The sequence below is a fragment of the Pseudomonas sp. MH10 genome, from assembly GCF_034353045.1.
In the GTDB taxonomy this organism is placed as follows: domain Bacteria; phylum Pseudomonadota; class Gammaproteobacteria; order Pseudomonadales; family Pseudomonadaceae; genus Aquipseudomonas.
Map to the genome: position 1 here is coordinate 505,263 of NZ_CP133783.1, position 22,694 is coordinate 527,956.

Sequence of the window (22,694 nt, forward strand, 5' to 3'; positions counted from 1 at the left end):
ACTGGGTCAAGCATGATCGTTAAAAACTGGGCTTAAACGCGAAAACTGTTCAGGCGCTCAATCGGTGCGCCTCAAACGTTGCTGACAGCGCTTGCGCTGCTGGCAGTGATGTAAAGGGGCCGCAGACTGGCTCGCCGTTTTGTACCAAGTACCAGCAAGCCAACAAACCTGACGCTCTGAGCGGGGCTGGGACTGCGCTACCAATGACCGACATAACTTGGACCTGGTTCATAAGTGCCTCCATCAATCTATGGCGCTACTCTACGGCGCCAGGGGAGGCAGGGATAATCACCCCTCTCGATAGTGGACATTGACGGTAGCGAGATCCTTGATCGAGAACGACTGTACTGCCGCAGTGGATCAATCAACCACTTGGTCAAGCATGTTCATGACTTCGTGGTCGCTGATGATCCCTTTCTCAACCAGGTTTTGCGCAAGCAACGATAGAAATTTTGCGCTGCGATGACCTTCCAGACTCTTGAGTTCGGTGAGTGCGCAATACACTTTGTTCGATGTGCACAAGCCCGCCGCGCGGTAGGGGTGTTGAGTTGGCATTGGGGACGTCCTTATTGTTAGGGAGGTGAAAAAGTTGATCGGTATTAACGAGCCAATGTTTGGCTGTGACGTTGTGACTGTTTTGATCGGTTAACAATTCATTGCGCGATTAGAAATGATGCCTGCCTCCGCTAAAAAACGCTGTCTTGCCAGCGACCTCCAGCACACTAATATGTACACAAAAAAAAGCCCCGCCCTTTTCAGGGGCGAGGCCAGAGTCGGGGCTGTTAGTAGTGGCCGTAACCACCGCCGTAATAACCATGCGGGTGACCATAATAGCCGCGGGGCGGGCCGTAATACCCCGGGCGATAGTAACCAGGGCCAGGCGCTACAACCACCGGTTGGTAATAAACCGGAGGCGGTGGAGCTTGGTAATAAACCGGCTGCGGCGCATATACCGGTTGTGGTTGGACATACACAGTCCGCGGTTGAGAGGCTACAACGCTACCGACAACAGCACCGACAACAGCGCCTACCGCAAGACCCGGACCCCAACCTCCGCCACCGTGGGCTGACGCCTGGGTTGCGATAGCTAGGGCACCTATGAAAAGGGCAACCTTGGGGATTTGACGAATCATGACTATTCCTCGACTTTCAATCCCGTTGTCGCGAGCTTGCGTTACTCTCAAGCACTGCCACGGGATACTTCTAAGACAGCGGTTTTGCAGCAATCTGCGAAACGCGTGAGTAAATATTGTGTAAGTGTGTCTGGGCACTCAGGGCACCATTATCGCCCACCCAGTGGCGTAAGCAATGGGAAGCGGACCAGCCGCTTACCCACAAGACTTATTCCAGCTTCGCCAATCGCTCTTCCAAGGCGGCAATCCTGGCTTCCAGCTCATCAAAACGTTCGGCGGACGCGGCGTTGTTTCCGCCTCCCGTGCGTTCAGGCTGAGTGCTTCGCGCCGCAAGAATCAAATCGATATCGCCAGGGTCTCCCAGCGAATGTACATAGCGATCTTCCCGCTGACCGGATTGACGCGGCAACAGCACCGCCAGTCCCCGAGCGATCAAGCGTTCCAATTGATGAACGACTTGCTCAACGTCTTCGAACTCATGCATGCGGTTGCTGCGGGTCAGCAGTTCATTGACGGTTTGCGGCCCGCGCAAGAACAACAATCCGCTCAGGATCACCTGAGCCGGGACCAACTCTAGCGCTCGGTCGACGCGGTGCTCCCAGCGGTCGGCTCGGCTGCCCATGACTAACCGGGTCAAGCCTTGACCTTCAAGTGCGCGAAGGCTTTGGCCGACTTGGCCTTGGGTCAGGCTCATCACCGGTTCGCGGCTGGTTTTCTGATTACAGGCAGTGACCAACGCATTGAGCGTGAGGGGATAGGTCTCGGGGTTGGTGGCCTTCTTTTCGATAAGGCAGCCCAGGATGCGGATTTCCGCACTGTTGAGTTGCAGTTTATCGGCAGAGTCGGTGGACACGGGCTCAGTAGACATAGTGCGTTCCCTAGGCGTTCAAAGGCCACTAGCCTAGGGGCTCGGCGACATAAAAGACAAGCCGCTTCGCTGCCCGCCATGACTATAATCACTCACCTTAAACCCAGGACCTGCCATGACTATCTCCCTGTACGCCACCTCCATTCCGGTTTTCAAGCAAATGCTCTCCGCGTTGAGCGACGTTCTGGCCAAGGCCGACGCGCATGCCACTGCCAAATCTATTGAGCCTGACGCACTGCTGCAAGCGCGCCTGTTCCCGGACATGTTCCAGCTGGTTCGCCAAGTGCAAATCGCTGTTGATTTCGCCAAAGGCGTCTCGTCTCGCTTGGCCGGCATTGATGCACCGAAGTACGACGACTCGGAAAAAACCTTTGCCGAGCTGCACGCTTTGATCGCCAAGACCCTGGCGTTCATCGCCACTATTCAACCCGAGCAGATTAACGGCCAGGAAGATCGCGAAATCATCACCCGTCCGGGCACGCCAAAAGAAAAGCGCTTCGGCGCTCAGACCTACTTGCTGGGGTATGGCCTGCCGCAGTTTTTCTTCCACGTCACCACGGCCTACGCGATCCTTCGCCACAACGGTGTTGAAGTCGGCAAGCGCGATTTCATGGGCTCGTATTGATTCACCTCGTACTGATGCATTGATCACGCTGCATCATTGACACCCAACCGCTGCCTGAGCCGTTTTCAGGCAGCGGTTTTTTTGCGCGCTTTAGCCTTGCGACAGTCTGTTACTATTCATTTTCCCCTGCGTATTCCCCTACAGATCTTTCCTGTTGATTGATCCGTGTCGTCGTTCTGGAGTTTTCATGTTGTTCCCCATTTTGCTGTTGTCGGCTGCCGGTTTTACCGTACTGACCACAGAGTTCGTCATCGTCGGTCTATTGCCTGCCATCGCCCGTGACCTGGAGGTCAGCGTGTCGCAAGCGGGCCTGCTGGTGACGTTGTTCGCGTTCACCGTAGCGACATTCGGGCCATTTCTGACTGCTTACTTTTCGCGTTTTGAGCGCAAGCGTCTGTTCGTCACCATTCTGATCATGTTCGGCCTGTCCAACGTGCTGGCAGCACTGGCGCCCAACATCGAGGTGATGGCCTGTGCCCGGTTGCTTCCTGCGTTGGGGTTGCCGGTGTTCTGGGCGCTGGCCAGTGAAACGGCGGTCGATATTGTCGGCCCGGAGTACGCCGGACGCGCTATTGCCAAAATCGGTTTCGGTATTGTCTGCGCGACGGTGTTTGGCATTCCGGTCGGCACCTTGATCTCCGATGCATTTGGCTGGCGCAGCGCCTTTGCGATCCTGGCGGTCGTGGCGTTTGCCAAGGCGCTATTGCTATGGATTTACCTGCCGGTGACTCACAAACATGTCGCGCCAGCGTCCTTTTGGACTCAGTTCAAGATTCTGCGCAGTCCTTTGATGCTTGGGCATGTGTTGCTGTCGGTGCTGGTGTTCAGCGGCATGTTCACGGCCTACACCTACTTGGCGGACATGCTCGAACGCTTGGCTGGCTTCAACGGCACCTTGGTGGGCTGGTGTTTGATGGGCTTCGGCGCTGTCGGCTTGCTGGGTAATTCGTTGGGCGGGCGCATGGTGGATCATCACCCGTTGATTGCCAGCCTGGTATTTAGCGTGTTCATGGTCACCGGAATGGTGGCGGTTGTGCCGAGCATGCATTCAGTGTTGGGCCTGGCGTTGGCCTTGGGGGTGTGGGGTATTACTCAAGCGGCGCTGTTTTTGGTCAGTCACGTACGACTGATGAAGGCCGCGCCCCACGCGCCAGCCTTTGCGGCGTCGTTGAACATCGCTGGCGCCAATTTGGGCATCGGCGTGGGGGCGATTATCGGCGGCCGTGTGATTGACCATCTCGGGCTGGGCAGTCTGGGGTTTGCCGCCGCAGGGATCATCGTGCTGTCGATTCTGTTGGCACTGTGGATGATGTTTTTCAAGCCGGTGCCGGTTTGCACTTAATCGGGCACCGTGAATAACTCGCGTCTAGCGCCTTCGGTGATGGCGACAATGCCGGGGTGTTTCACCTTGCGCTCAACGGAAATCGCGTAGAAAGACTCGGTAACCGCGTCGGTGTGGCCGATCAACTGCACGCCGTATTGGGACTGCACTTCGTCTGCGATCACGCTGGGCGCAATGAAAATTCCGCTGCCGGATTTGCCGAATGCTTTCATCAGTGCACTGTCATCGAACTCGCCCACGATGCGCGGCCGAATATTGTGCTCAGCGAACCAGCGCATCAGACGACTGCGCACTACCGTGTCTTGCCCTGGCACCAACAGCGGCGCGCCTTGCAAACCGGCGGGAAAGTCAGCGCCGTAGCGCTCGGCCAGCGCTTTGGTCGCGAAAAAGCTGATGCCACATTGGCCCAGCTTCTGGCTGTAGCCTTTTATGTCTAGGTGCGAAGGCATGGGACTGTCGGAAATCACCAGATCGAGTCGCTGGATCGCCAAGTCAGCCAGCAAGCGCTCCAGTGTGTCTTCGCGGCAGGTAATGCGAATCGGCTCGGCCAACTCCATGGTGGGTGCAATCAGCCGGTACACGATGGATTTAGGTACGACGTCTGCAACGCCGATGCGAAACAGAAGCTGTTGTTCATCTGGCTGCGCGCGGAGCAGGGCTTCCAGCTCGCCGCCTAGCTGAAACATTTGTTCGGCGTAGGGCAGGGCAAGGCGCCCGGCTTCGGTCAACTCCAACTGCCGACCCACCCGGCGAAACAAATCCATGCCATAAGTCTGTTCCAGCAGGCTGATCTGTCCGCTGATGGTCTGCGGCGTCAGGTTTAACTGTTCCGACGCGCGCGCCACGCTGCCGGTTTTCGCCACCACCCAGAAGTAGTGCAGTTGTCGATAATTGAGCATGAGAATCGCCGATTCGTAAAAACCGAAGTATACACGGTGAAAATACGAATTTTCCTGATGTGTCGGTCTGCCTAGAATGCGCGCTGTTGTTACGCCTTATGTCCAGGCACTCACTTAAATGCTTCACGCTGAATCAGGGTTCTCACACATGGAATATCTTTTACAACTGGCTGCCAGCCCCACCGCGTGGATTGCGTTGGCGACACTGGTGGTGATGGAAATCGTACTGGGTATCGACAACCTGATTTTTATCTCGATTCTGACCAACAAATTACCCGAGCATCAGCGCGCCAGAACGCGGCGTATCGGGATCAGCATGGCGCTGATTCTGCGGCTGGCCTTGCTCAGCACTGCGGCGTACATCGTGCGGTTGACTGAGCCGGTGATTGACGTGTTCGGCCAGGTATTTTCCTGGAAAGACATGATCCTGATCGCGGGCGGTTTGTTCCTGTTATGGAAAGCCACGACGGAGATTCACCACAGTGTCGCCCGCAAAACAGAGGAAGAAACAGTCACCACGTCGGGTGTGTCCCTTGGGTTCGCTGCGGCCATCGGCCAGATTCTATTGCTGGACATGGTGTTTTCCATCGACAGCATCATCACCGCCGTCGGCATGACCGAGCATTTACCGATCATGATGATTGCTGTGATCGCCGCCGTGGTGGTGATGTTGGTGGCGGCAGAACCCCTGGCGAAATTCATCAACGACAACCCGACCATCGTGATGCTGGCGTTGGGTTTCTTGATCATGATTGGTATGACGTTGATCGCCGATGGTTTTGGCGTGCACATACCCAAAGGCTACATCTATGCCGCCATGACGTTCTCGGCAGCGATCGAATGCTTGAACATGCTGTCGCGCAAGGCGAAGCGGCATAGAACCGTGAATTAATGCGAAGCGACGGGGCGATTATGTCCGGCTGAGGTTTGTTCCGTAGGCGTGGGTTGTGCGTGCAGATGATGGTGGCGAGAAACGCGCATGACTCCCCATAGCATGGCTGATGCTACGGCTAACCAAGCCGAAACTAGCATTACGATTGTCAGTCCCAGGTTCATACATCCCCCCCGATGTGGTGACGGTCTGCGTCTTACTAATCGACAGTCTAGACCACGCTATGTTTCCGTCTGTTGACCAATGGTCTAAGGCGTATGACAGATTTGCTCTATTCAGAGCTAAAAACTGGCGCAAATGGAGCTATACCGCAGACGGGCAGCATCCTATGATCTGCATTCAAGCGGGGTCGCGGGTTGCCCGGCGCTAGTCTTTTAAGCGAGTGAACATGCTGCTGGCCTTACCACTATTTCATTCCGTTCAATCCAGGCGAATCGGTTTGGTGTTGGCGTTTATTCTGTCCCTGACAGCCTGTGCTAGCGGCGTGACGCCGGCGATGAAGCGCTTGCCAGACAGGGTCGAACTCAATTCGGTGCCGTTCTTTAGGGGCAACGTTTATCAAAGCGGGCCGGGAACCTTGGCCGCCATGCTGTCGCAGCAGGGTGTGATCATTACCCCTGGCCTGTTGGACAAACCGCTGCAATTACCGGGTAGGGAAGCCAACCTCGAACAAAACATGCAAAACCTGGCGCGTGAATACGGCTTTATGGTCTATCCGCTGGACGGCGAGTTGGACGCGCTGTTGACTCAGGTCTCCGCTGGATTCCCTGTCATGCTGCGTATCACCGAAGGTTCCGCATGGTGGTCCAAGCCTCGGTACGCCCTGCTGATTGGCTATAACCGCAACAAACAGACGGTTTTGCTGCACGCGGGCATGGACCGTCGAGTGTTGATGAGCTTCAGCAGCTTCACGTCGGCCTGGAAAGACGCTGGCCACTGGGCGGTGCTGATTCAAGGGCCACGGCAGCTTCCAGCGCAAGTCGATCAGCAACGCTGGTTGAATGCGGCTAAGGAGTTGGCTCAGGCCGGACAAGAACAGGCAGCAGGCGAAGCGACCAAGGCGTTGAAGGCGCAATAGTGTTTCTCGCTGAAAGAAAAAACGGCGCACTGGGCGCCGTTTTTTTGTACCTGATCAGACCCCCAATTTATCCCGCAGTGAGTAATACAACGCACCTAAGGCTGTAAGCGGCGTGCGCAACAATTGGCCGCCGGGAAACGGATAGTGGGGCAGGCCGGCAAACGCATCGAACCGTTCTGCTTGACCGCGCAATGCTTCGGCCAATACCTTGCCAGCCAGATGGGTGTACGTCACCCCGTGACCGCTACAGCCCTGAGAATAGTAAATGTTGTCGCCCAGCCGCCCGACTTGGGGTAGGCGAGACAGGGTCAGCAGGAAGTTTCCGGTCCATGTGTAATCGATCTTTACGTTCTTGAGCTGCGCAAAGGCTTTCAACATTTTCGGCCGGATAACCGCTTCAATATCCGCTGGGTCCTTGGCGCCATAGACCACACCGCCGCCGAAAATCAGGCGCTTGTCGGCCGAGAGGCGGTAATAGTCCAGCAGGTAATTACAGTCTTCGACGCAGTAGTCCTGCGGCAACAAACTGTGCGCCAGCTCGTCACTCAGCGGCTCGGTAGTGATCACTTGGCTGCCGCACGGCATCGATTTGGCCGCCAGCTCCGGCACCAGATTGCCCAAATAAGCGTTGCCTGCGACGATGATAAAGCTTGCCCGAACCCTGCCGTGTTCCGTGTGAACCACAGGCTGCGAGCCGCGTTCGATCCGAATCGCCGCGGATTGTTCGTGAATGACACCCCCCAATGACTCAACCGCCGCCGCTTCACCAAGGGCCAGGTTGAGTGGGTGAATATGCCCGCCGCTCATATCAAGCAAACCGCCGACGTACAACTCGCTACCAATAACCTGACCGATACGACGCTTGTCCATCAATTTCAGCTGGGTATGCCCGTAGCGCTCCCAGAGTTTTTGTTGCCCTTCCAAATGCACCATTTGCTTAGCCGTGACCGCCGCAAAGACACTACCGTCTTTTAGATCGCAATCAATCTGGTACTTGGCCACCCGCTCACGAATAATCGCGCCGCCCTCAAACGCCATGCGCCCGAGCAACTGAGCCTGCTTTGGGCCTACTGTGCGCTCAATCACATCGATGTCACGGCTGTAGCTGTTAACTATCTGACCGCCGTTGCGCCCCGATGCACCGAAGCCGACTTTCGCGGCCTCCAGCACCGTGACCCGAAAACCGTGCTCCAGCAAAAACAATGCACTGGAAAGCCCGGTGTACCCGGCGCCGATGATGCAAACATCCGTTTCGACATCACCCTCCAACCGAGGGCGCACTGGGGCATCGTTTGCCGACGCGGCGTAGTAAGACTGTGGATAAGGAGTGTTCGTCATCCTGCAACCTCTGTTTTATATTTTTTACGGATGACCAGATCCTACCTCAGAAGAAAAACCGTCACCAGCGAGGGGTGAAATCAGCTTCGTAGAGGCGGTTAAAAAAAATACGCATATTCAGGGAGTTAGCGTAAAAAAGAGGTTGACACACATTTGGATTTCCGTAGAATGCCGACCCACAGCAGGCGCGTAGCTCAGTTGGTTAGAGCACCACCTTGACATGGTGGGGGTCGCTGGTTCGAGTCCAGTCGCGCCTACCACATAAAATCCGCTCCCTGCTGGGCGGTCTAGAAGGGGTTCACCGAAAGGTGGGCCCCTTTTTTGTTGTTTGCGGTTTGCAAAACGTTTGCAAGTCACCCCGCCTCAAAATGCCAAATTGGCACCCACCTCGACGTACTGAATTTCTTTCGGCTCGGGGCTTGTAGTGGATTAGGTAGGGCGACCGGATCGGCGACTTAATGCATTCCGTTGCCTTCAGTTGCGAGCCAATTCAATGTTTTCGATTAGCTCCACCCCCTGACTCCGCACATTCCCAATAGCAGCCGACACCCGGAACCACTCAAACGTTTCTGTCGGCTCGCCCTTCAACAAGGCCATCTGTTCCGCGCGCTCTTTCGGCGTGGCCGGGTCAAGCCATTCCCTTGCCAGTTCTGGCGACATCACAACCGGTCTACGGTCATGCACATCCACCATTCCCCCTTCGCTGTCGGCTGTAATAATCACAAACCCATCATCGTCGCGCGCCTCCTCTGCGGGAAATTGCCCGATAGATGCGCAGAAGATCGGTGCCCCATCCCTGCGCTGGATCAAATACGGCTGCTTCTTCGGCCCACCTTCGTCGACCCACTCGAACCAGCTGTCGATTGGCGTAATGGCTCGGTGCGGCCAGACATTGCGGAAGAAAGGCCCGTGGGCGACTTTCTCGACGCGGGCATTGATCGGTGCCGCACGATCCTTCGCCCAGAACGGACGCCATCCCCAGCGCACGCGATCCGCTCTCAATGTCTCGCCGTCCATATGGAGCAAGGCCACTTGAGTGGCCGGTGCCACGTTGTAACGCTCAAACGGCAGATCGCCCGTTGTGTTGATCATCGGGTTCGGCATGCTCAGGGCTGCAACGAAATCGTGAATGCCCCGGTACTGGGTCAGTCTTCCGCACATTTCAAATCTCCGCTTGGGTGGCCCGGCGCCCGTATTTTGTAGATTTGGTCACACACTTCTCGTAAGAGAATGCTTACAAAAACACCCTACAAATTCCGGCCACGCCACCTACTCAGCCTTGGCTCGCACAATCCTCCCAGCCCGCACCTCACCTCATAACCCTTCAGCCGCCAGCTAATTTGTACCTTCAATGGAGAATTCTTCGACTCTCTCCAATTCTGATTCGATCAAGCGCCCGGTTTAACGCGTCCAAGGCATTGAGGAGAGCTTTCGCCTCAGCCTCTCGACCCTCTCCCCAAAGGCGTTCCGCCATTTTGTTCAGGGTCTGGATAGAGCGCTCAATTTCAGCAGCAGTCGCTGCAACTTTACTTTCCGGTTGTTTCTTCGGCATTCAGTTACCCTTCTGCAGGGTATTGCTTTGTCTTTCAATTTTTAGCACGAGTGCGTCGTCCGCCAAAATACTTGGGCTAGTATCGCGAGTTATTCAGCCTTCCCCGCGCAATCCTTCCCGCCTTAATTTCGTCCGCATAAGTAGCTAGACAATCAATATCCTCATCACGGCGATTCACCAAGTGGAAAAAAATTGCGACGGCATGCTCTGCGTCAGCCCGAGAAGTCAGTCTCAGAGCGTCAATCGCCGTCTGCTCAGGGTTTAACGAAACATTTTTCAGGTTGCGCCGCAACTCTTGATTCGGTTTTTAAGGCCCATAACTGCCTCCATCTAAACGTTACAGATATCCGCCACGTCTGATCTGCTAGCCAACGCTACGGCCACGCCAAACAACACGTCTTCGCCAGGCGATGGCTAAATGCATAGCGCTACAGACTAGGGCACATCGCCACCCCTATGCAACCGCTGTCGGCCAAGCATTAAATTTATGACGGCTCAATTGAGCTCATCAAATTGCCAGAGGTCAGACGGCTGACGGGAGTCAGTACGTCGACCATTTCCCAGTAACGCTTAGATGTATTCGTCTGGGAACTTTTGCCGTCCGTCCAACTATGGGCACTTGCTACATCGCCATCTCTCAAATTAAAGCACGGATATCCCGGGCTTTAACGGAGACCCATTATGGACATCAATGAAAATGCGCCAGGGAACATATCTCAAAGGGGCGTAACGAGCGGTACAGATAACGAAACAGGATTTGACCCTAGGTCGGATGAAGCCAAGTCGTCGCTAGACGAGGACGAATTGCGTGAGCGGCAAGAGCGAGGCCGCGAGGTGCTGACCGGTAACGAAAGTGAAATGCCTCTGGCTCGCGACGACGAAGCATCCGTCGATGAGGATATGTCGGATGTCGAGGTCAACAATTCGGTGTCGGATGAAGCCTCCTGACTCGCTACAAATGCTGTGTTGAGGAACCCGGTAATTGAGCCGGGTTTCTGTTGTCATTTCTTTAGCTACTTTATGTTCAATCGTTCTTGAGGAGTGATTGTCACTCCAAAGGCGACAGGCCTTTTATATTGATTCTATTTGAGTCGGGCGTAATTGAGTGGTTTTGGTCCAGACACCACTGTGGTTATGTCAGCCAAGCGTCCCTAATATGCCTGAGCATCCATTGGAATGGACTAGATTCACGAATTTTATAGTTACGGTGTTTCCGCGTTGGGAGTCGGACTCGGACGTTAATCTGCCCCCCGCTTTCGCCGTGCCAGTAACAGCAGTGGGAACAGTTAATCAATCGTGAAGTTGCCTGTTTTTTTGTTGCTGGCGCGATATTGAACACAACGGTAACATCCGAGGCGATAGGGCCGATTTTACATCGCCCTCCGCTATTTTCATTAGCTATGGTCCAGATCCAACGTCTTGCATGGCTTTCTTTAGAGTAATTTCACTGGGTTGAGCTGTTTGCTGGAATAGTCTTCTAGACGCGTTGTTTGAGAGAAAAACGGCAACCCCCTACCTCAACAACGCCATCTTCCGATCAGTCGCCTTACCAAACAATCTTTCTAGCTCATCAAGGTGCTGAGGACTCACGGCCTTTAAACAGTCCAGCCCGAGCACAAACCCTTCAGCGACCCCTCCGGCCATGGTCGCATCGAGCATTCCTGTGGCGTCTTCGATGCGCTCGATGATGTCGGCGGCGGCGCGTTTGATTTCTGTGGGGATGTTCATTTCTTCGAGGGTCACGGCAGCCTCCTGATCATTTATCGACGGTGATGTATTCGTGAACTATTTATCAGCGAGCCTTGGGCGAGGTGACGAAATCAGGGGGCACGTGTTTAGCCTCAGTCAGATTTAAACAGTGTAGTAATCAGTTGCTTGATGTCTGTCTGAACATCTTTTGGCAGGCTGTCCAGTTCGCGCAAGACCTTGGTTTCTATGGCCGATATCCCGTCAGAAGCCTGCACTTTTTTCACGCCCGTAATGACATACAGAATGTCGACCCCGGAATCAGCGATTGACGAAAGGTAGGTGGCATTGGGAAAGCGTTGGCCTCGTTCATACATCCCTTGAGAATTGGGCTCAATTCCACCAATCGCCCCCAGCTTTGTCTGTGATAGACCGAGCCGTTTGCGTTCTTCCTTTAAACGAGTACCGATACCATTCATTTGAGCTCCGCAGGAATTTTTTTAAATCCGTTCGAGGTTAAAATTACACCTCGTGGTGAGTGATTAGTATTTTATCTGACAGTGACCGTCGGAAAAATTCATCAATTGGCCAGTTAAAAGCACCAATCGTCTCCGCTACCGAACCGCAAGTCGTTGCTGACCCTCCAATAGTTAGTGCTTGGTTTCCAAGCCTGACTGGAGGTTCGCCATGAATAACGAAATCAGCTCGCCAGACGACGAGACCCCGGAATACCCGTTGCCATCGCCGACTAATCCTCTGAGCCCAGGTCTGGCGACGGTTAATCCGGACGATGAGGAGGGTATAGAACAGCTATCGGACGTTGAGGGCGAGGGGGCTTTTGAGCCGGATGACGATAGCGGCGTCGACCCCGAGCGTACCCGTGAACAAACGGACACTGCCGTGCTGGATGGCGAACCCGATCCTCTTTGATCCGCCGGTGTGAATCAAACCTCACAACTCGCGCGCGCCGGGTGGTCTGTGCCACGATGGGGGTGTTCGGCGCGCAAGGAGATTGGTCGTGAGCAAGTTCCAGCACTGTGAACGAAATATGAATGGCCGCGACTTTGCTGTCGGTGACATTCATGGACACTTCACCCGGCTGCGCGGCGCATTGAACGCTATTAGTTTTGATTCGGCAGTGGATCGCTTGTTTAGCGTCGGTGATATTGTCGATCGGGGGCCAGAAAGTAAGGATTCGCTTGAATGGTTGGCGCAACCGTGGTTTTTTGCGGTTCAGGGTAACCATGAGGCGCTGGCCATTCAGCATGTGCGGCAGCAAAGTCTCGACTATCAGATGTATCGCGCCAGCGGAGGCACTTGGTTTCTAAAGCTTTCACCCGGCTATCAGCGGCAATTCGCAGCTCGCTTCGCAGACATGCCGATTGCGATTGAGGTGGAAACGTCAGCGGGGCTTGTCGGAATCGTCCATGCGGATTGTCCGTCACCGACATGGCAACGGCTCAGGGAAACATTGAGCGGACAGTTTTCGGGTCAACAGCAGGTCGAGCAATACTGCCAATGGTCACGTGAGCGTCTTCAGGATAGAAATTCGGACGGCATTCCAGATATTCGTGCTTTGCTGGTTGGACATAGTCCTTTACGTAAGGCTGAGTGGCTGGGTAATGTCTTGTATATCGACACTGGCGGCTGGCGTTCGGATGGCAGCGGGTATTTCACGCTGGTGGACCTTGCGACGTTGGAGCCGGTTGCGATCACGGTGTAGGCGTTAGAGGGGAAGTCGCTCTGAATGGCAGGTCCTATTCAGTTAAATTGCTGACTACAGTTCAGGTGTCATAAATTAAGGATTGGGGTATGAATTGCTTGATTTGTAATGCCGCAGCGCAGCGCATCAAAACCATGGGTGATTGGGTTGAGCTTGATTGCCCGGAGTGTGGGCATTTTCGAGTCAGCGGCGCACTGTTTGCCGAGATGAAAGCCAAAGGGCAGGCCTTCAACGTCGAGAAGTCGCGCAGGTTGCTTAGCCACCAACGTGGGGAGGTCAAGGGTGATCACTCTCCTTTGATTGATAGCTCGGACAGTCATTTGGTGATTTCGTAGCTTCACTTCCCCTAACACCCATAGCCGATTGATGCAAAAATTAACGTTGTATGAGCGGCGCGGAGGGGTTGCTTTTCGCTCGAGATAGCCCGCGATTAACGACAAGATGTCCGATGTGTGTGGCGACGTGGACCATTTTTCTTTGAGTCAAATTCGTTTGTACTGCCCACCTAGGCAAATGAAACGAAATCTGAATCTGCCGAAAAATTCAAACGTCTTTAGCGCTCTGCGCTTTTAACCCATTACGTCGAGGTCATTATGTCCAAACTCATGTCCGCCGTTAACGTCGGCCCCTACTCGTTTTCCCATCGCGTGGTGCTCGCTCCGCGCTTTATCACGCCGGTCGCCAATCCCATGCCGACGTTCAACCACAGGATGTTCAACCTGTCGGTCCGTCTGCAGTCCCTCACGGCGGCGTGGCTTATACCGCTACCTTGCGTATATCCACCTGATTGAGCCGCGTATTTTAGGCAACGTCGATGACGACACCAAGGATCAAAACCCGGTAGCTGCACAACTGATTCGCAAGCACTACAAGGGCATCATTATCGCGGCGGGTGGCTTCAAGGGCGACACAGCCCAAGCCATCATCAACGCTGGCGATGCAGACCTGGTGGCTTTCGGGCGCGACTTCATCGCCAACCCGGACCTGCCTGAGCGCATTCGTAACAAGCAACCATTGAACCTTTACGACCGCCCGAGTTTTTTTGGCGGGACGGAAATCGGCTACACGGATTACTCATTCTTTCGCGCACAGGAAATGACTGTTTAGGTCCGATCATCTGACGTCACCGATCGCCGAGGCTCATGCCTCGGCTTTTTGTTGTGTGTTTTGTCCTAAACGGTCGGCGGATGGGGTTCCTTCGGTCAGACCGTGCAATTAAATTTTCGTTGAAATAAATGCGCCAATCGATGCCATTAAGCCCCATACATAAGGCCTGTGGAGCCGTTTGCCCAGCGCCGCGCGGCGATTTGACAACTCAAACCGCCACCTTATCCAGACGCTGATTTGATTGTTCAACCCCGTAAGCAAAGTGCGCGTATGGTTATGAGTGATATTACTCTTTAGGTAAACCCAAATGAATCATCTCGGTTCGCGGTTGAAAGAAGAGCGCAAGACGCTGGGGCTCTCTCAACATGACTTCGCCGCGATCGGCGGCGTCGAAGCCAACGCGCAGGGTAAATATGAAAGTGGCCAGCGTACGCCGCGCTCCGATTACCTGGCGGCCTTGAGTTTCAAGGGCGTTGACGTGCTTTATTTGCTGTCTGGCCATCGAACGCCGCTGCGTATCGAAAGTCTGACCGAGGCCGAACGAATCGTCATCCTTCATTACCGCGCGCTCACGGGAGTCGATCAAGACGCGATCGGTCAGCTCGCGCTGTCGCTTTCAGAATGTCTGACTGATTAATGCGGTACCCCACCATCCCGATTTCTGCGCTTTCTTGATTATCCGCTTCAATTGCATCCCTCCCTGTTGATCATTTATAAATGAAACGTATATGCTTCGTATATTGATTGCGAGGTGTTAGAGATGGGGCTGGTAAAAATATCGGAACAAATGCATGCCAATGCGCGCGCTGCTAGCGCGGCGCTGAGTCGTTCTATCAATGCACAAGCCGAGCATTGGATGAAGGTCGGGATGATGGCGGAACTGCATCCTGCGTTGAATTACAGCGATATCTGCCAACTGCTCATTCGTGCCGAACACGCGGGTGGCAGTGTCTTATCGGCGACTCCATTTGACCTATCGGCTCAGACTGGCCAATCCCAGGAAGCGTTGCAATGAGCCCGAGCATCAGTATCAAGACCGAAGCCGATCTGGTTCAACTGCGAATCGCCGGCAGATTGGCCGCAGATGTACTGGCGATGATAGGTCCTCATGTAAAAGCCGGGATCAGCACCGAAGCGCTGGACGATATCTGCAACGATTACATCGTGAACGAGCTGAAAGTCATTCCGGCCAACGTGGGCTATCACGGTTTTACAAAAACCACCTGTATCTCTCCGAACACGGTGGTGTGCCACGGTATTCCGTCGCCAACAGACATCCTCAGGGATGGTGACATCATCAACATCGATGTGGCAGTGATCAAAGACGGTTGGTTTGGCGACACTAGCCGCATGTATTTTGTGGGTGAAGTCAGCCCATTGGCACGGCGCCTGGTGGAGACCACGTATGAAGCCACCCGCGCCGGCATCCTCGCCGTTCGCCCCGGGGCAACGCTGGGCGATATCGGTTATGCCATTCAGAGCGTTGCCCATCGCGAAGGCTTTAGCGTGGTGCGCGAATACTGCGGGCACGGCATCGGCCGCGCCTACCACGAAGACCCGCAAGTGCTGCATTACGGCAGTGCCGGGCAGGGAATGAAATTGAAAATCGGCATGGTGTTCACCATTGAGCCGATGATCAACGCGGGGAAACCCGGCACCAAGGTATTACCCGATGGCTGGACGGTTCTGACCCGCGATCAATCCCTGTCTGCTCAGTGGGAGCACATGGTAGCGGTCACCGCTACCGGTTTTGAGCTGTTGACGCCTTGGCCAGAGGGTACGGGTGAGTACCCCAGCATTTAAAGTCGTTTTAACTCGAGCGTTTCCATTGCACTCCGGTAATCCCAAGCCCTTCGGCTTGCTGGAGTGCCAATCGAAGCGGGCCAGCGGCCACCTGCGCATGGGCGCTCACAATCCCTGCGTGAAGGGTGGCCATGTGCAGCGCTTCACTTTCACACAAATGAGCGGCGTTATGAGCAAAGTGACGCTGCTCTCCGTTGAACTGATAACAAATTTCAAATCCTATTTGCTGGTCCATCAATGCGCCTCCGCCAGTTAACGTAAAAGTGCGGCATGTCGATCACTTCAAGCAGCTACGGCGCAAGAGCTGTCGCTCGAAAAAACGTTTCTACAAAGCCTCTCTTTCGGACTTCTCACTGTCGAAGAAATTGCACCTTTTTGAACGACATTGGACGATCTTCCGATGAGTGGAAACACGCAAAAATTGTAAAGGGCGCGCTTCAAGAATTGGCCTGTTTTCGGAACTGACTTACAACGTCCGGCGACGTCCGGTGTTACAGTGCCGTCTCTATTTAGACGAGGAAGTACGCATGTCACTGCTAGATGATGAACAAGACATTTGGGATATGTTTGCAGCCTCGGCCTTGACCGGTTTGATCGGCCGCGGCGCGATCGAGCCCGTCGACGCTGCCGAATTGGCCGCTGATTACGCGTCGGAGTTGATGATCCAGCGCTCCCTGCGTATCCAGGCTGAAGAGGATGCAGCCGACGCGTCATAAGACGTCGTCCGGCTTCATCAAAAAGCCCGGCACTTTCGCAAGTGTCGGGCTTTTTTGCGTCGATTGTTTCGCTAGTCAGCTGCAGGACTTAAGATTCACCGGGCCGACAAACTCATTGCCTCGACCCATCACGCAGGCCACCCGCTGATTGCGTTGACTTTCCCACGGCTCTACCGGGTACGTCTTGTTCCAGGCTTCGTACAACTGGCGGTCTTGTTTCGACAGGGGCAGGGCGTATTGCTTGCTCATATAAAAATAGGTCCGGGCGATCATTCCGCGAATCGATGGGCGTGGCATGACCTTCTTGGCTTTGAAATCGACTTGAGTCAGGCAAGAACCGTATTGCCCTGACCGGACGGGAAGCCAGCCAAAACTGAAGTTGCTTCGGTCACCGTTGACCTCCCCAATACTCGGCACCAGATTGTGCAAGTCGGCTTCGGCGTGCTGGTACATCGAATCGTTCTTGGTGCAGTTCTTACGTCCACCGTTTTGCCAACATTGGCGCAAATGGCCGATCTGCCAGGCCGGCATGATGTGCTCCCATTCAATGCGCTGGGCGCGGCTGGCACTTTTGCGTGGGACATACCCGCATCCGGCGATATCGACCCGGTGTCCGCTGTATTTGCAGCCGCAATAAAACTCGGTCGATTGCGGCGCATAGAGACCCCACGCGATTTTTTTGGCTTCACTGAAGGTGCGGGGTGCATCAGCATGGGCAGTGATGGAAAAGCTCAATGCTAGCAAGGCGATTATTCGTACAAACACTGCCTCAATCTTCCTTCGGTACGGTCCAGAAAATCTGCACGCCGCCGTCGTCACGGTAGGCGAGGGTGACGTTATCGTTTTCTGCTATTTCGCCCAGTAGTTGATTCCACTCATCTTCCAGCTCTTCTGGAAGACGCATAATCAGCGCGGTTCTCGATTTCTGTGCGTGAGTGGAATTGATGATCTTTTGAATCCGCACGCCAAGTAGTTCGTAGGAACTAGGGGCCTTGGGTGTCGCTGCAGTCGTCTTTGCCACGGAGGAATCCTTGGTTTGCTGTATGTGCATACAGTATTTCACTGTGGGAATTTTCGCAACCGACGGATTGATCAAATTCTAGGACCGACGTGATGGCGCCGTTAAGCAAACTCAATAAGTCACCGCGTTGCTCGTCAGGAGGCGTGAGTGGAGAGTTGACAAATCATTGCGTCGTTCTATAGTCCCCTTCACGCAAACGTTTGCGCCTCCTCGCATTCGATGCTAAAAATAATCATAAGATCGGAGTGAACCCATGAAGCTGCCATTCGCTGCTCGTCTTCTCGCTGTCGCTATGCTCACCGCCGCCTCGGCCATCCTTCCGCTGTCCGCAGCGCATGCTCAGACCCCTGAAAAACCAAAAGTTGCGTTGGTGATGAAGTCACTGGCCAATGAGTTTTTCCTGACCATGGAAGACGGCGCCAAGGCCTACCAAAAAGAACATTCGGCTGATTTCGACTTGATCTCTAACGGCATCAAGGACGAGTCCGACACCACTGCGCAAATCTCCATCGTCAACCAAATGATCGTGCAGAAAGTCAACGCACTGGTCATTGCCCCCGCCGACTCTAAAGCATTGGTGGCGGTGATCAAGAAGGCTCAAGACGCCGGTATCACGGTCATCAACATCGACAACCAACTTGACCCGGACGTGCTGAAAAGCAAGGGCATGAGTGTGCCATTCGTAGGCCCTGACAACCGCAAAGGCGCGCGTATTGTAGGTGACTACTTGGCCAAGCAGTTGAAGTCTGGCGATGAGGTTGGAATCATCGAAGGGGTGTCAACCACCACCAATGCTCAGCAACGTACCGCCGGTTTTAAAGACGCCATGGACGCTGCCGGGATGAAAATCGTCTCCACGCAGTCGGGTAATTGGGAAATCGATAAAGGCAACGCTGTAGCGTCGGCCATCCTCAACGAGTACCCGAACGTCAAGGCACTCTTGGCCGGTAACGACAGCATGGCATTGGGCGCTGTATCGGCCGTGCGCGCTGCGGGCAAGGCTGGCAAAGTGCAAGTGGTCGGCTATGACAACATCAACGCGATCAAGCCGATGCTCAAAGACGGCCGAGTGCTGGCGACTGCCGATCAGTTCGCTGCCAAGCAAGCGGTGTTCGGTATCGAAGCCGCGCTGAAAATCATCAAAGACGGTAAGGCCGACAGCGCCAGCGACCGGATTGAAACGCCCGTCGAGCTGGTTACTAAACCGTAATACTCGGCAATAGTCGTTCTTCTGCAATAAGAGCGCCCGCTATCGCGGCGGGCGCCTGGAGATTCTCATGTCAGCGTCTGCTCAGGCGACGGTTCTATCGGTCAGCGGTATCGGCAAAACCTACGCTCAACCTGTGCTCGGCAACATCGACCTGACGCTATCGCGCGGTGAAGTGTTGGCTTTGACCGGTGAAAATGGTGCCGGTAAAAGTACGCTGTCGAAAATTATTGGTGGGCTGGTTACGCCAACCACGGGGCAGATGAAGTTTCAGGGTCAAGCTTACGCGCCCACCAGTCGAACCCAGGCCGAGCAGCTCGGGATCCGCATGGTCATGCAAGAGCTGAACCTGCTGCCAACGTTATCTGTGGCGGAAAACCTGTTCCTCGATAACTTGCCCAATCGTGGCGGCTGGATCAATCGCAAGCAATTGCGCGCTGACGCCATTCAGGCCATGGCTCAGGTCGGACTGGATGCTATCGATCCAGACACCTTGGTCAGCGAGTTGGGGATAGGCCATCAACAGATGGTCGAGATAGCCCGCAACTTGATTGGCGATTGCCATGTACTGATTCTCGACGAACCGACGGCGATGCTGACGTCCCGTGAAGTCGAAATGCTTTTTGAACAGATCACCCGCCTGCAAGCACGCGGCGTGTCGATCATTTATATTTCCCACCGGCTGGAAGAGCTGGCCCGTGTCGCACAACGGATTGCGGTGCTGCGTGACGGTCAGTTGGTCTGCGTCGAGCCAATGGCCGATTACAACAGTGAGCAACTGGTCACGTTGATGGTCGGGCGCGAGCTGGGTGAGCATATTGACCTGGGCCCGCGCCAGATAGGCGACGTGGCCTTGTCGGTCAAAGGACTGGGCCGCTCGAACAAGGTGATGGACGTGTCGTTCGAGGTCCGAAGTGGCGAGATTTTCGGCATTTCCGGGTTGATCGGCGCCGGTCGCACTGAGCTGTTACGGTTGATTTATGGTGCTGACATCGCGGACACCGGCACTATTGCGTTGGGGTTTCCTTCACGGCCGGTAACCATTCGCTCTCCGGTCGACGCGGTTAAAGAGGGCATCGCGTTGATCACCGAAGACCGCAAGGGTGAAGGCTTGTTGCTGACGCAATCGATCAGCGCCAACATCGCGCTGGGTAACATGCCGTCGATCTCCAAAGGCGGTGTGGTTAACGGCCGCGATGAAATGCAACTGGCCCAACGTCAAGTCGATGCCATGCGCATCCGCAGTTCCAGCCCGACCCAATTAGTCTCCGAGCTGTCGGGTGGCAATCAACAGAAGGTCGTGATCGGTCGTTGGTTGGAGCGCGAGAGTACAGTGATGCTGTTCGACGAGCCGACTCGTGGTATCGATGTCGGCGCCAAGTTTGATATCTATGCGCTATTGGGCGAATTGACCCGCCAGGGCAGGGCGCTGGTCGTGGTCTCCAGTGATCTGCGTGAGTTGATGCTGATCTGTGATCGTATCGGCGTGCTGTCCGCTGGCCGCCTGATCGATACCTTCGAACGGGAGACCTGGACCCAGGACGAACTGCTTGCCGCCGCGTTTGCCGGCTATCAAAAACGTGATGCGCTGCTGACTGAAGCCGCGCCCAGGAACGACTTATGAAACCCTCTACCACCACGACCCCGTCAAACCAGGCCGTGCCATCGCCCGGAAAACGCAGCGGTAACTATTATGGCCTTGGCACTTACTTGGGCCTGGCGGGCGCATTGGCCGCGATGATTGTGCTGTTTTCCGCACTCAGCGATCACTTCTTGTCGTACGAAACATTCAGCACCTTGGCCAACCAGATCCCCGACTTGATGGTGCTGGCGGTGGGCATGACATTCGTCCTGATCATCGGCGGCATCGACTTGTCGATCGGCTCAGTCCTGGCCTTGGCCGCGTCCGCCGTTAGCGTTGCCATCCTTGGATGGGGCTGGGGCGTTGTGCCTGCCGCGTTGTTGGGAATGGTTTGCGCTGCAATTGCCGGGACGATTACCGGCTCGATCACCGTGGCCTGGAAAATTCCGTCGTTTATCGTGTCCCTCGGTGTTCTGGAGATGGCCCGTGGCGTCGCCTACCAGATGACTGGCTCGCGTACTGCGTATATCGGCGATGCGTTCGCCTGGCTGTCGAACCCGATTGCGTTTGGGATTTCGCCTTCGTTCATCATTGCGCTGGCCGTGATCTTCATTGCCCAGGCCGTGCTGACCCGTACCGTTTTTGGCCGGTATCTGATCGGAATCGGTACCAACGAAGAGGCGGTGCGTCTGGCGGGGATTAATCCAAAACCCTACAAGATTCTGGTGTTTTCGCTGATGGGCCTGCTAGCCGGCGTTGCGGCGCTGTTCCAGATTTCACGCCTGGAAGCCGCCGATCCAAACGCGGGGTCTGGCTTAGAGTTGCAAGTGATTGCCGCCGTTGTCATCGGGGGCACCAGTTTGATGGGTGGCCGTGGATCGGTGATCAGCACGTTCTTCGGTGTCTTGATTATCTCGGTGCTGGCCGCCGGGTTGGCGCAAATCGGCGCAACTGAACCGACCAAACGCATTATTACCGGCGCGGTGATTGTCGTCGCGGTGGTGCTGGATACCTACCGCAGCAACCGCGCACGTCGGCAGGCTTGATATGTCGACCATCAAGGATGTAGCTGCGCTGGCGGGGATTTCCTACACAACGGTGTCCCACGTTCTGAACAAAACCAGGCCTGTTAGTGACGAAGTAAGGATCAAGGTCGAGGCGGCCATCATTACCCTCGACTACGTACCCAGCGCCGTCGCCCGGTCGCTCAAGGCCAAGGCGACCTCGACCATTGGCTTGCTGATTCCCAATGGCAGCAACCCGTATTTCGCTGAACTAGCGCGGGGCATTGAGGACTATTGCGAGCGCAACGGGTTTTGCGTGATTTTGTGCAACGCCGACGATAACCCAGACAAGCAACGCAGTTACTTGCGCGTACTGCTGGAAAAACGCGTCGACGGTTTGATCGTCTCCTCTGTGGGCGGCGGCATCGGCATGGACGAAGGCCTGTCAGCGGTGCGTACGCCCATGGTGGTGGTCGACCGTGATCTGGAGGGCATCGTTGCTGATCTGGTGCGAATCGACCACGAATTGGGGGCTTATCTGGCCACCTGTCATCTGCTGGACCTGGGGCATAGGCATATAGCCTGCATCTGCGGGCCTGCCAAAACCAGTGTCGCGCAGATGCGTCTGGCCGGTTATCGCCGGGCCATGTTTGAAGCTAAGGTGGTCGTGCCGGAAGAGTGGGTGGTGGAGAGCGATTTTACCAGTCCGGGCGGCTACCAGGCGGCGGTTGGCTTGTTGGACCACAACCCGCCAACGGCCATCTTTGCCGGTAACGACATGATAGGTATCGGCGTATTACGGGCGGCTGCCGAGCGCAACGTGCGGGTGCCCGGCGACCTGTCGGTGATTGGTTTTGATGACATCCAAATGAGCCGCTTTGTTTACCCGGCGCTGACCACGGTCGGCCAGTCAATTTTGCAACTAGGTGAAATGGCTGCTGAGGTGCTGCTTCGGCGCATCTCTGCCCCAACCGACACCGCCATTGAGCAGCGCATCGTGGCGCCGAGTATCGTTATCCGGGAGTCCACGGCGCCGCCAACCACTGTTTTCAACGCCTTTCGTTGAAACAGATAGCCGTAAACAGATAGCCGTTGAGACGGATCAAAGAGTGCTGACG

General features: G+C 55.1%; 31 protein-coding genes and 1 tRNA gene. 19 read left to right on the forward strand and 13 right to left on the reverse strand.

Annotation, left to right across the window (positions count from 1 at the left end):
- Positions 1-49: 49 nt before the first annotated feature.
- The 4 genes from RHM59_RS02350 to RHM59_RS02365 all read right to left on the reverse strand — a co-directional run bounded on the left by RHM59_RS02350 (position 50) and on the right by RHM59_RS02365 (position 2,001).
- Entirely contained in the window at positions 50-232 is a 183-nt protein-coding gene (locus RHM59_RS02350; protein WP_322164857.1) for a hypothetical protein, read from the reverse strand.
- A gap of 128 nt (positions 233-360) precedes the next feature.
- Positions 361-555: a hypothetical protein gene (locus tag RHM59_RS02355; RefSeq protein WP_322164856.1), complete on the reverse strand. Its 195-nt coding sequence runs from the start codon at positions 553-555 to the stop codon at positions 361-363.
- A 227-nt stretch (positions 556-782) separates the two neighbouring features.
- Positions 783-1,133, reverse strand: coding sequence for a hypothetical protein (locus RHM59_RS02360; protein ID WP_322285874.1), 351 nt, complete (start codon positions 1,131-1,133; stop codon positions 783-785).
- Positions 1,134-1,341: 208 nt separating this feature from the next.
- Positions 1,342-2,001: a YceH family protein gene (locus RHM59_RS02365; protein WP_322285875.1), complete on the reverse strand. Its 660-nt coding sequence runs from the start codon at positions 1,999-2,001 to the stop codon at positions 1,342-1,344.
- Between the two features lie 115 nt (positions 2,002-2,116).
- Here RHM59_RS02365 and RHM59_RS02370 point away from each other — a divergent pair, with 115 nt between their 5' ends.
- Together RHM59_RS02370 and RHM59_RS02375 are read left to right on the forward strand one after the other, a co-directional pair.
- Positions 2,117-2,626, forward strand: coding sequence for a DUF1993 domain-containing protein (locus RHM59_RS02370; RefSeq protein WP_322285876.1), 510 nt, complete (start codon positions 2,117-2,119; stop codon positions 2,624-2,626).
- Between the two features lie 187 nt (positions 2,627-2,813).
- A complete protein-coding gene (locus RHM59_RS02375; protein WP_322285877.1) occupies positions 2,814-3,968 on the forward strand; it encodes an MFS transporter in 1,155 nt (384 codons plus the stop codon).
- On the opposite strand, the gene nhaR is transcribed toward RHM59_RS02375, so the two are convergent.
- A complete protein-coding gene (gene nhaR, locus RHM59_RS02380) occupies positions 3,965-4,867 on the reverse strand; it encodes a transcriptional activator NhaR (RefSeq protein ID WP_322183825.1) in 903 nt (300 codons plus the stop codon). The two genes, RHM59_RS02375 and nhaR, sit on opposite strands and share 4 nt — an antisense overlap.
- A gap of 148 nt (positions 4,868-5,015) precedes the next feature.
- Between nhaR and RHM59_RS02385 the strand changes: the two genes are divergently transcribed.
- Together RHM59_RS02385 and RHM59_RS02390 are read left to right on the forward strand one after the other, a co-directional pair.
- On the forward strand, positions 5,016-5,759 hold the full coding sequence (locus RHM59_RS02385; protein WP_322164850.1) for a TerC family protein: 744 nt from the start codon (positions 5,016-5,018) through the stop codon (positions 5,757-5,759).
- Between the two features lie 388 nt (positions 5,760-6,147).
- Entirely contained in the window at positions 6,148-6,837 is a 690-nt protein-coding gene (locus RHM59_RS02390; protein ID WP_416194706.1) for a peptidase C39 family protein, read from the forward strand.
- A 54-nt stretch (positions 6,838-6,891) separates the two neighbouring features.
- On the opposite strand, the gene RHM59_RS02395 is transcribed toward RHM59_RS02390, so the two are convergent.
- Entirely contained in the window at positions 6,892-8,175 is a 1,284-nt protein-coding gene (locus tag RHM59_RS02395) for an FAD-binding oxidoreductase (protein ID WP_322164849.1), read from the reverse strand.
- Positions 8,176-8,358: 183 nt separating this feature from the next.
- Here RHM59_RS02395 and RHM59_RS02400 point away from each other — a divergent pair.
- A tRNA-Val gene (locus RHM59_RS02400) sits at positions 8,359-8,435 on the forward strand.
- Positions 8,436-8,649: 214 nt separating this feature from the next.
- On the opposite strand, the gene RHM59_RS02405 is transcribed toward RHM59_RS02400, so the two are convergent.
- Positions 8,650-9,336 (reverse strand): SOS response-associated peptidase family protein, encoded by a 687-nt coding sequence (locus RHM59_RS02405; protein WP_322164848.1) that lies wholly within the window; start codon positions 9,334-9,336, stop codon positions 8,650-8,652.
- A gap of 187 nt (positions 9,337-9,523) precedes the next feature.
- Entirely contained in the window at positions 9,524-9,727 is a 204-nt protein-coding gene (locus RHM59_RS02410; RefSeq protein ID WP_322164847.1) for a hypothetical protein, read from the reverse strand.
- 681 nt (positions 9,728-10,408) lie between these two features.
- Between RHM59_RS02410 and RHM59_RS02415 the strand changes: the two genes are divergently transcribed.
- A complete protein-coding gene (locus RHM59_RS02415) occupies positions 10,409-10,675 on the forward strand; it encodes a hypothetical protein (RefSeq protein ID WP_322164846.1) in 267 nt (88 codons plus the stop codon).
- Between the two features lie 564 nt (positions 10,676-11,239).
- Here the strand turns inward: RHM59_RS02415 and RHM59_RS02420 are convergent.
- Together RHM59_RS02420 and RHM59_RS02425 are read right to left on the reverse strand one after the other, a co-directional pair.
- On the reverse strand, positions 11,240-11,470 hold the full coding sequence (locus RHM59_RS02420; RefSeq protein ID WP_322164845.1) for a hypothetical protein: 231 nt from the start codon (positions 11,468-11,470) through the stop codon (positions 11,240-11,242).
- A 98-nt stretch (positions 11,471-11,568) separates the two neighbouring features.
- Positions 11,569-11,892 carry a helix-turn-helix transcriptional regulator gene (locus RHM59_RS02425; RefSeq protein WP_322164844.1) on the reverse strand — a complete coding sequence of 108 codons (324 nt, stop codon included), beginning with the start codon at positions 11,890-11,892 and terminating at the stop codon, positions 11,569-11,571.
- A gap of 208 nt (positions 11,893-12,100) precedes the next feature.
- Here RHM59_RS02425 and RHM59_RS02430 point away from each other — a divergent pair, with 208 nt between their 5' ends.
- From RHM59_RS02430 to map, 8 genes are all read left to right on the forward strand, one after another.
- The gene (locus RHM59_RS02430; protein ID WP_322285878.1) at positions 12,101-12,343 is read left to right on the forward strand and encodes a hypothetical protein; all 243 of its coding nucleotides are present in this window, start codon (positions 12,101-12,103) and stop codon (positions 12,341-12,343) included.
- A gap of 88 nt (positions 12,344-12,431) precedes the next feature.
- A complete protein-coding gene (locus RHM59_RS02435) occupies positions 12,432-13,136 on the forward strand; it encodes a metallophosphoesterase (RefSeq protein WP_322285879.1) in 705 nt (234 codons plus the stop codon).
- A gap of 89 nt (positions 13,137-13,225) precedes the next feature.
- Positions 13,226-13,471, forward strand: a complete 246-nt coding sequence (locus tag RHM59_RS02440; protein ID WP_322164841.1) for a hypothetical protein — start codon at positions 13,226-13,228, stop codon at positions 13,469-13,471.
- 258 nt (positions 13,472-13,729) lie between these two features.
- A complete protein-coding gene (locus tag RHM59_RS02445; RefSeq protein ID WP_322285880.1) occupies positions 13,730-13,927 on the forward strand; it encodes a hypothetical protein in 198 nt (65 codons plus the stop codon).
- 7 nt (positions 13,928-13,934) lie between these two features.
- The gene (locus RHM59_RS02450; protein WP_322286657.1) at positions 13,935-14,243 is read left to right on the forward strand and encodes a hypothetical protein; all 309 of its coding nucleotides are present in this window, start codon (positions 13,935-13,937) and stop codon (positions 14,241-14,243) included.
- A gap of 307 nt (positions 14,244-14,550) precedes the next feature.
- Positions 14,551-14,880 (forward strand): helix-turn-helix transcriptional regulator, encoded by a 330-nt coding sequence (locus RHM59_RS02455; RefSeq protein ID WP_322164839.1) that lies wholly within the window; start codon positions 14,551-14,553, stop codon positions 14,878-14,880.
- Positions 14,881-15,003: 123 nt separating this feature from the next.
- Complete coding sequence (locus RHM59_RS02460; protein ID WP_322164838.1) at positions 15,004-15,258, forward strand: ParD-like family protein; 255 nt, start codon at positions 15,004-15,006, stop codon at positions 15,256-15,258.
- Positions 15,255-16,046, forward strand: a complete 792-nt coding sequence (gene map, locus RHM59_RS02465; protein ID WP_322285881.1) for a type I methionyl aminopeptidase — start codon at positions 15,255-15,257, stop codon at positions 16,044-16,046. Before RHM59_RS02460 ends, map begins: the two co-directional genes overlap by 4 nt.
- 7 nt (positions 16,047-16,053) lie before the next feature.
- On the opposite strand, the gene RHM59_RS02470 is transcribed toward map, so the two are convergent.
- A complete protein-coding gene (locus RHM59_RS02470; protein ID WP_322285882.1) occupies positions 16,054-16,281 on the reverse strand; it encodes a DUF6555 family protein in 228 nt (75 codons plus the stop codon).
- Positions 16,282-16,573: 292 nt separating this feature from the next.
- Here RHM59_RS02470 and RHM59_RS02475 point away from each other — a divergent pair, with 292 nt between their 5' ends.
- Positions 16,574-16,762, forward strand: coding sequence for a hypothetical protein (locus RHM59_RS02475; RefSeq protein ID WP_322164835.1), 189 nt, complete (start codon positions 16,574-16,576; stop codon positions 16,760-16,762).
- A 75-nt stretch (positions 16,763-16,837) separates the two neighbouring features.
- Here RHM59_RS02475 and RHM59_RS02480 read toward each other — a convergent pair whose 3' ends face one another.
- On the reverse strand, positions 16,838-17,527 hold the full coding sequence (locus RHM59_RS02480; protein ID WP_322164834.1) for an endonuclease I family protein: 690 nt from the start codon (positions 17,525-17,527) through the stop codon (positions 16,838-16,840).
- 4 nt (positions 17,528-17,531) lie between these two features.
- Entirely contained in the window at positions 17,532-17,813 is a 282-nt protein-coding gene (locus RHM59_RS02485; protein ID WP_322164833.1) for a DUF1654 domain-containing protein, read from the reverse strand.
- A 223-nt stretch (positions 17,814-18,036) separates the two neighbouring features.
- Here RHM59_RS02485 and RHM59_RS02490 point away from each other — a divergent pair, with 223 nt between their 5' ends.
- The 4 genes from RHM59_RS02490 to RHM59_RS02505 all read left to right on the forward strand — a co-directional run bounded on the left by RHM59_RS02490 (position 18,037) and on the right by RHM59_RS02505 (position 22,642).
- A complete protein-coding gene (locus RHM59_RS02490) occupies positions 18,037-18,993 on the forward strand; it encodes a sugar ABC transporter substrate-binding protein (protein ID WP_322164832.1) in 957 nt (318 codons plus the stop codon).
- A gap of 67 nt (positions 18,994-19,060) precedes the next feature.
- Positions 19,061-20,614 (forward strand): sugar ABC transporter ATP-binding protein, encoded by a 1,554-nt coding sequence (locus RHM59_RS02495; RefSeq protein WP_322285883.1) that lies wholly within the window; start codon positions 19,061-19,063, stop codon positions 20,612-20,614.
- Complete coding sequence (locus RHM59_RS02500) at positions 20,611-21,618, forward strand: ABC transporter permease (protein WP_322164830.1); 1,008 nt, start codon at positions 20,611-20,613, stop codon at positions 21,616-21,618. Before RHM59_RS02495 ends, RHM59_RS02500 begins: the two co-directional genes overlap by 4 nt.
- A gap of 1 nt (position 21,619) precedes the next feature.
- Positions 21,620-22,642 (forward strand): LacI family DNA-binding transcriptional regulator, encoded by a 1,023-nt coding sequence (locus RHM59_RS02505; protein WP_322285884.1) that lies wholly within the window; start codon positions 21,620-21,622, stop codon positions 22,640-22,642.
- The last annotated feature ends 52 nt before the right edge of the window (positions 22,643-22,694 follow it).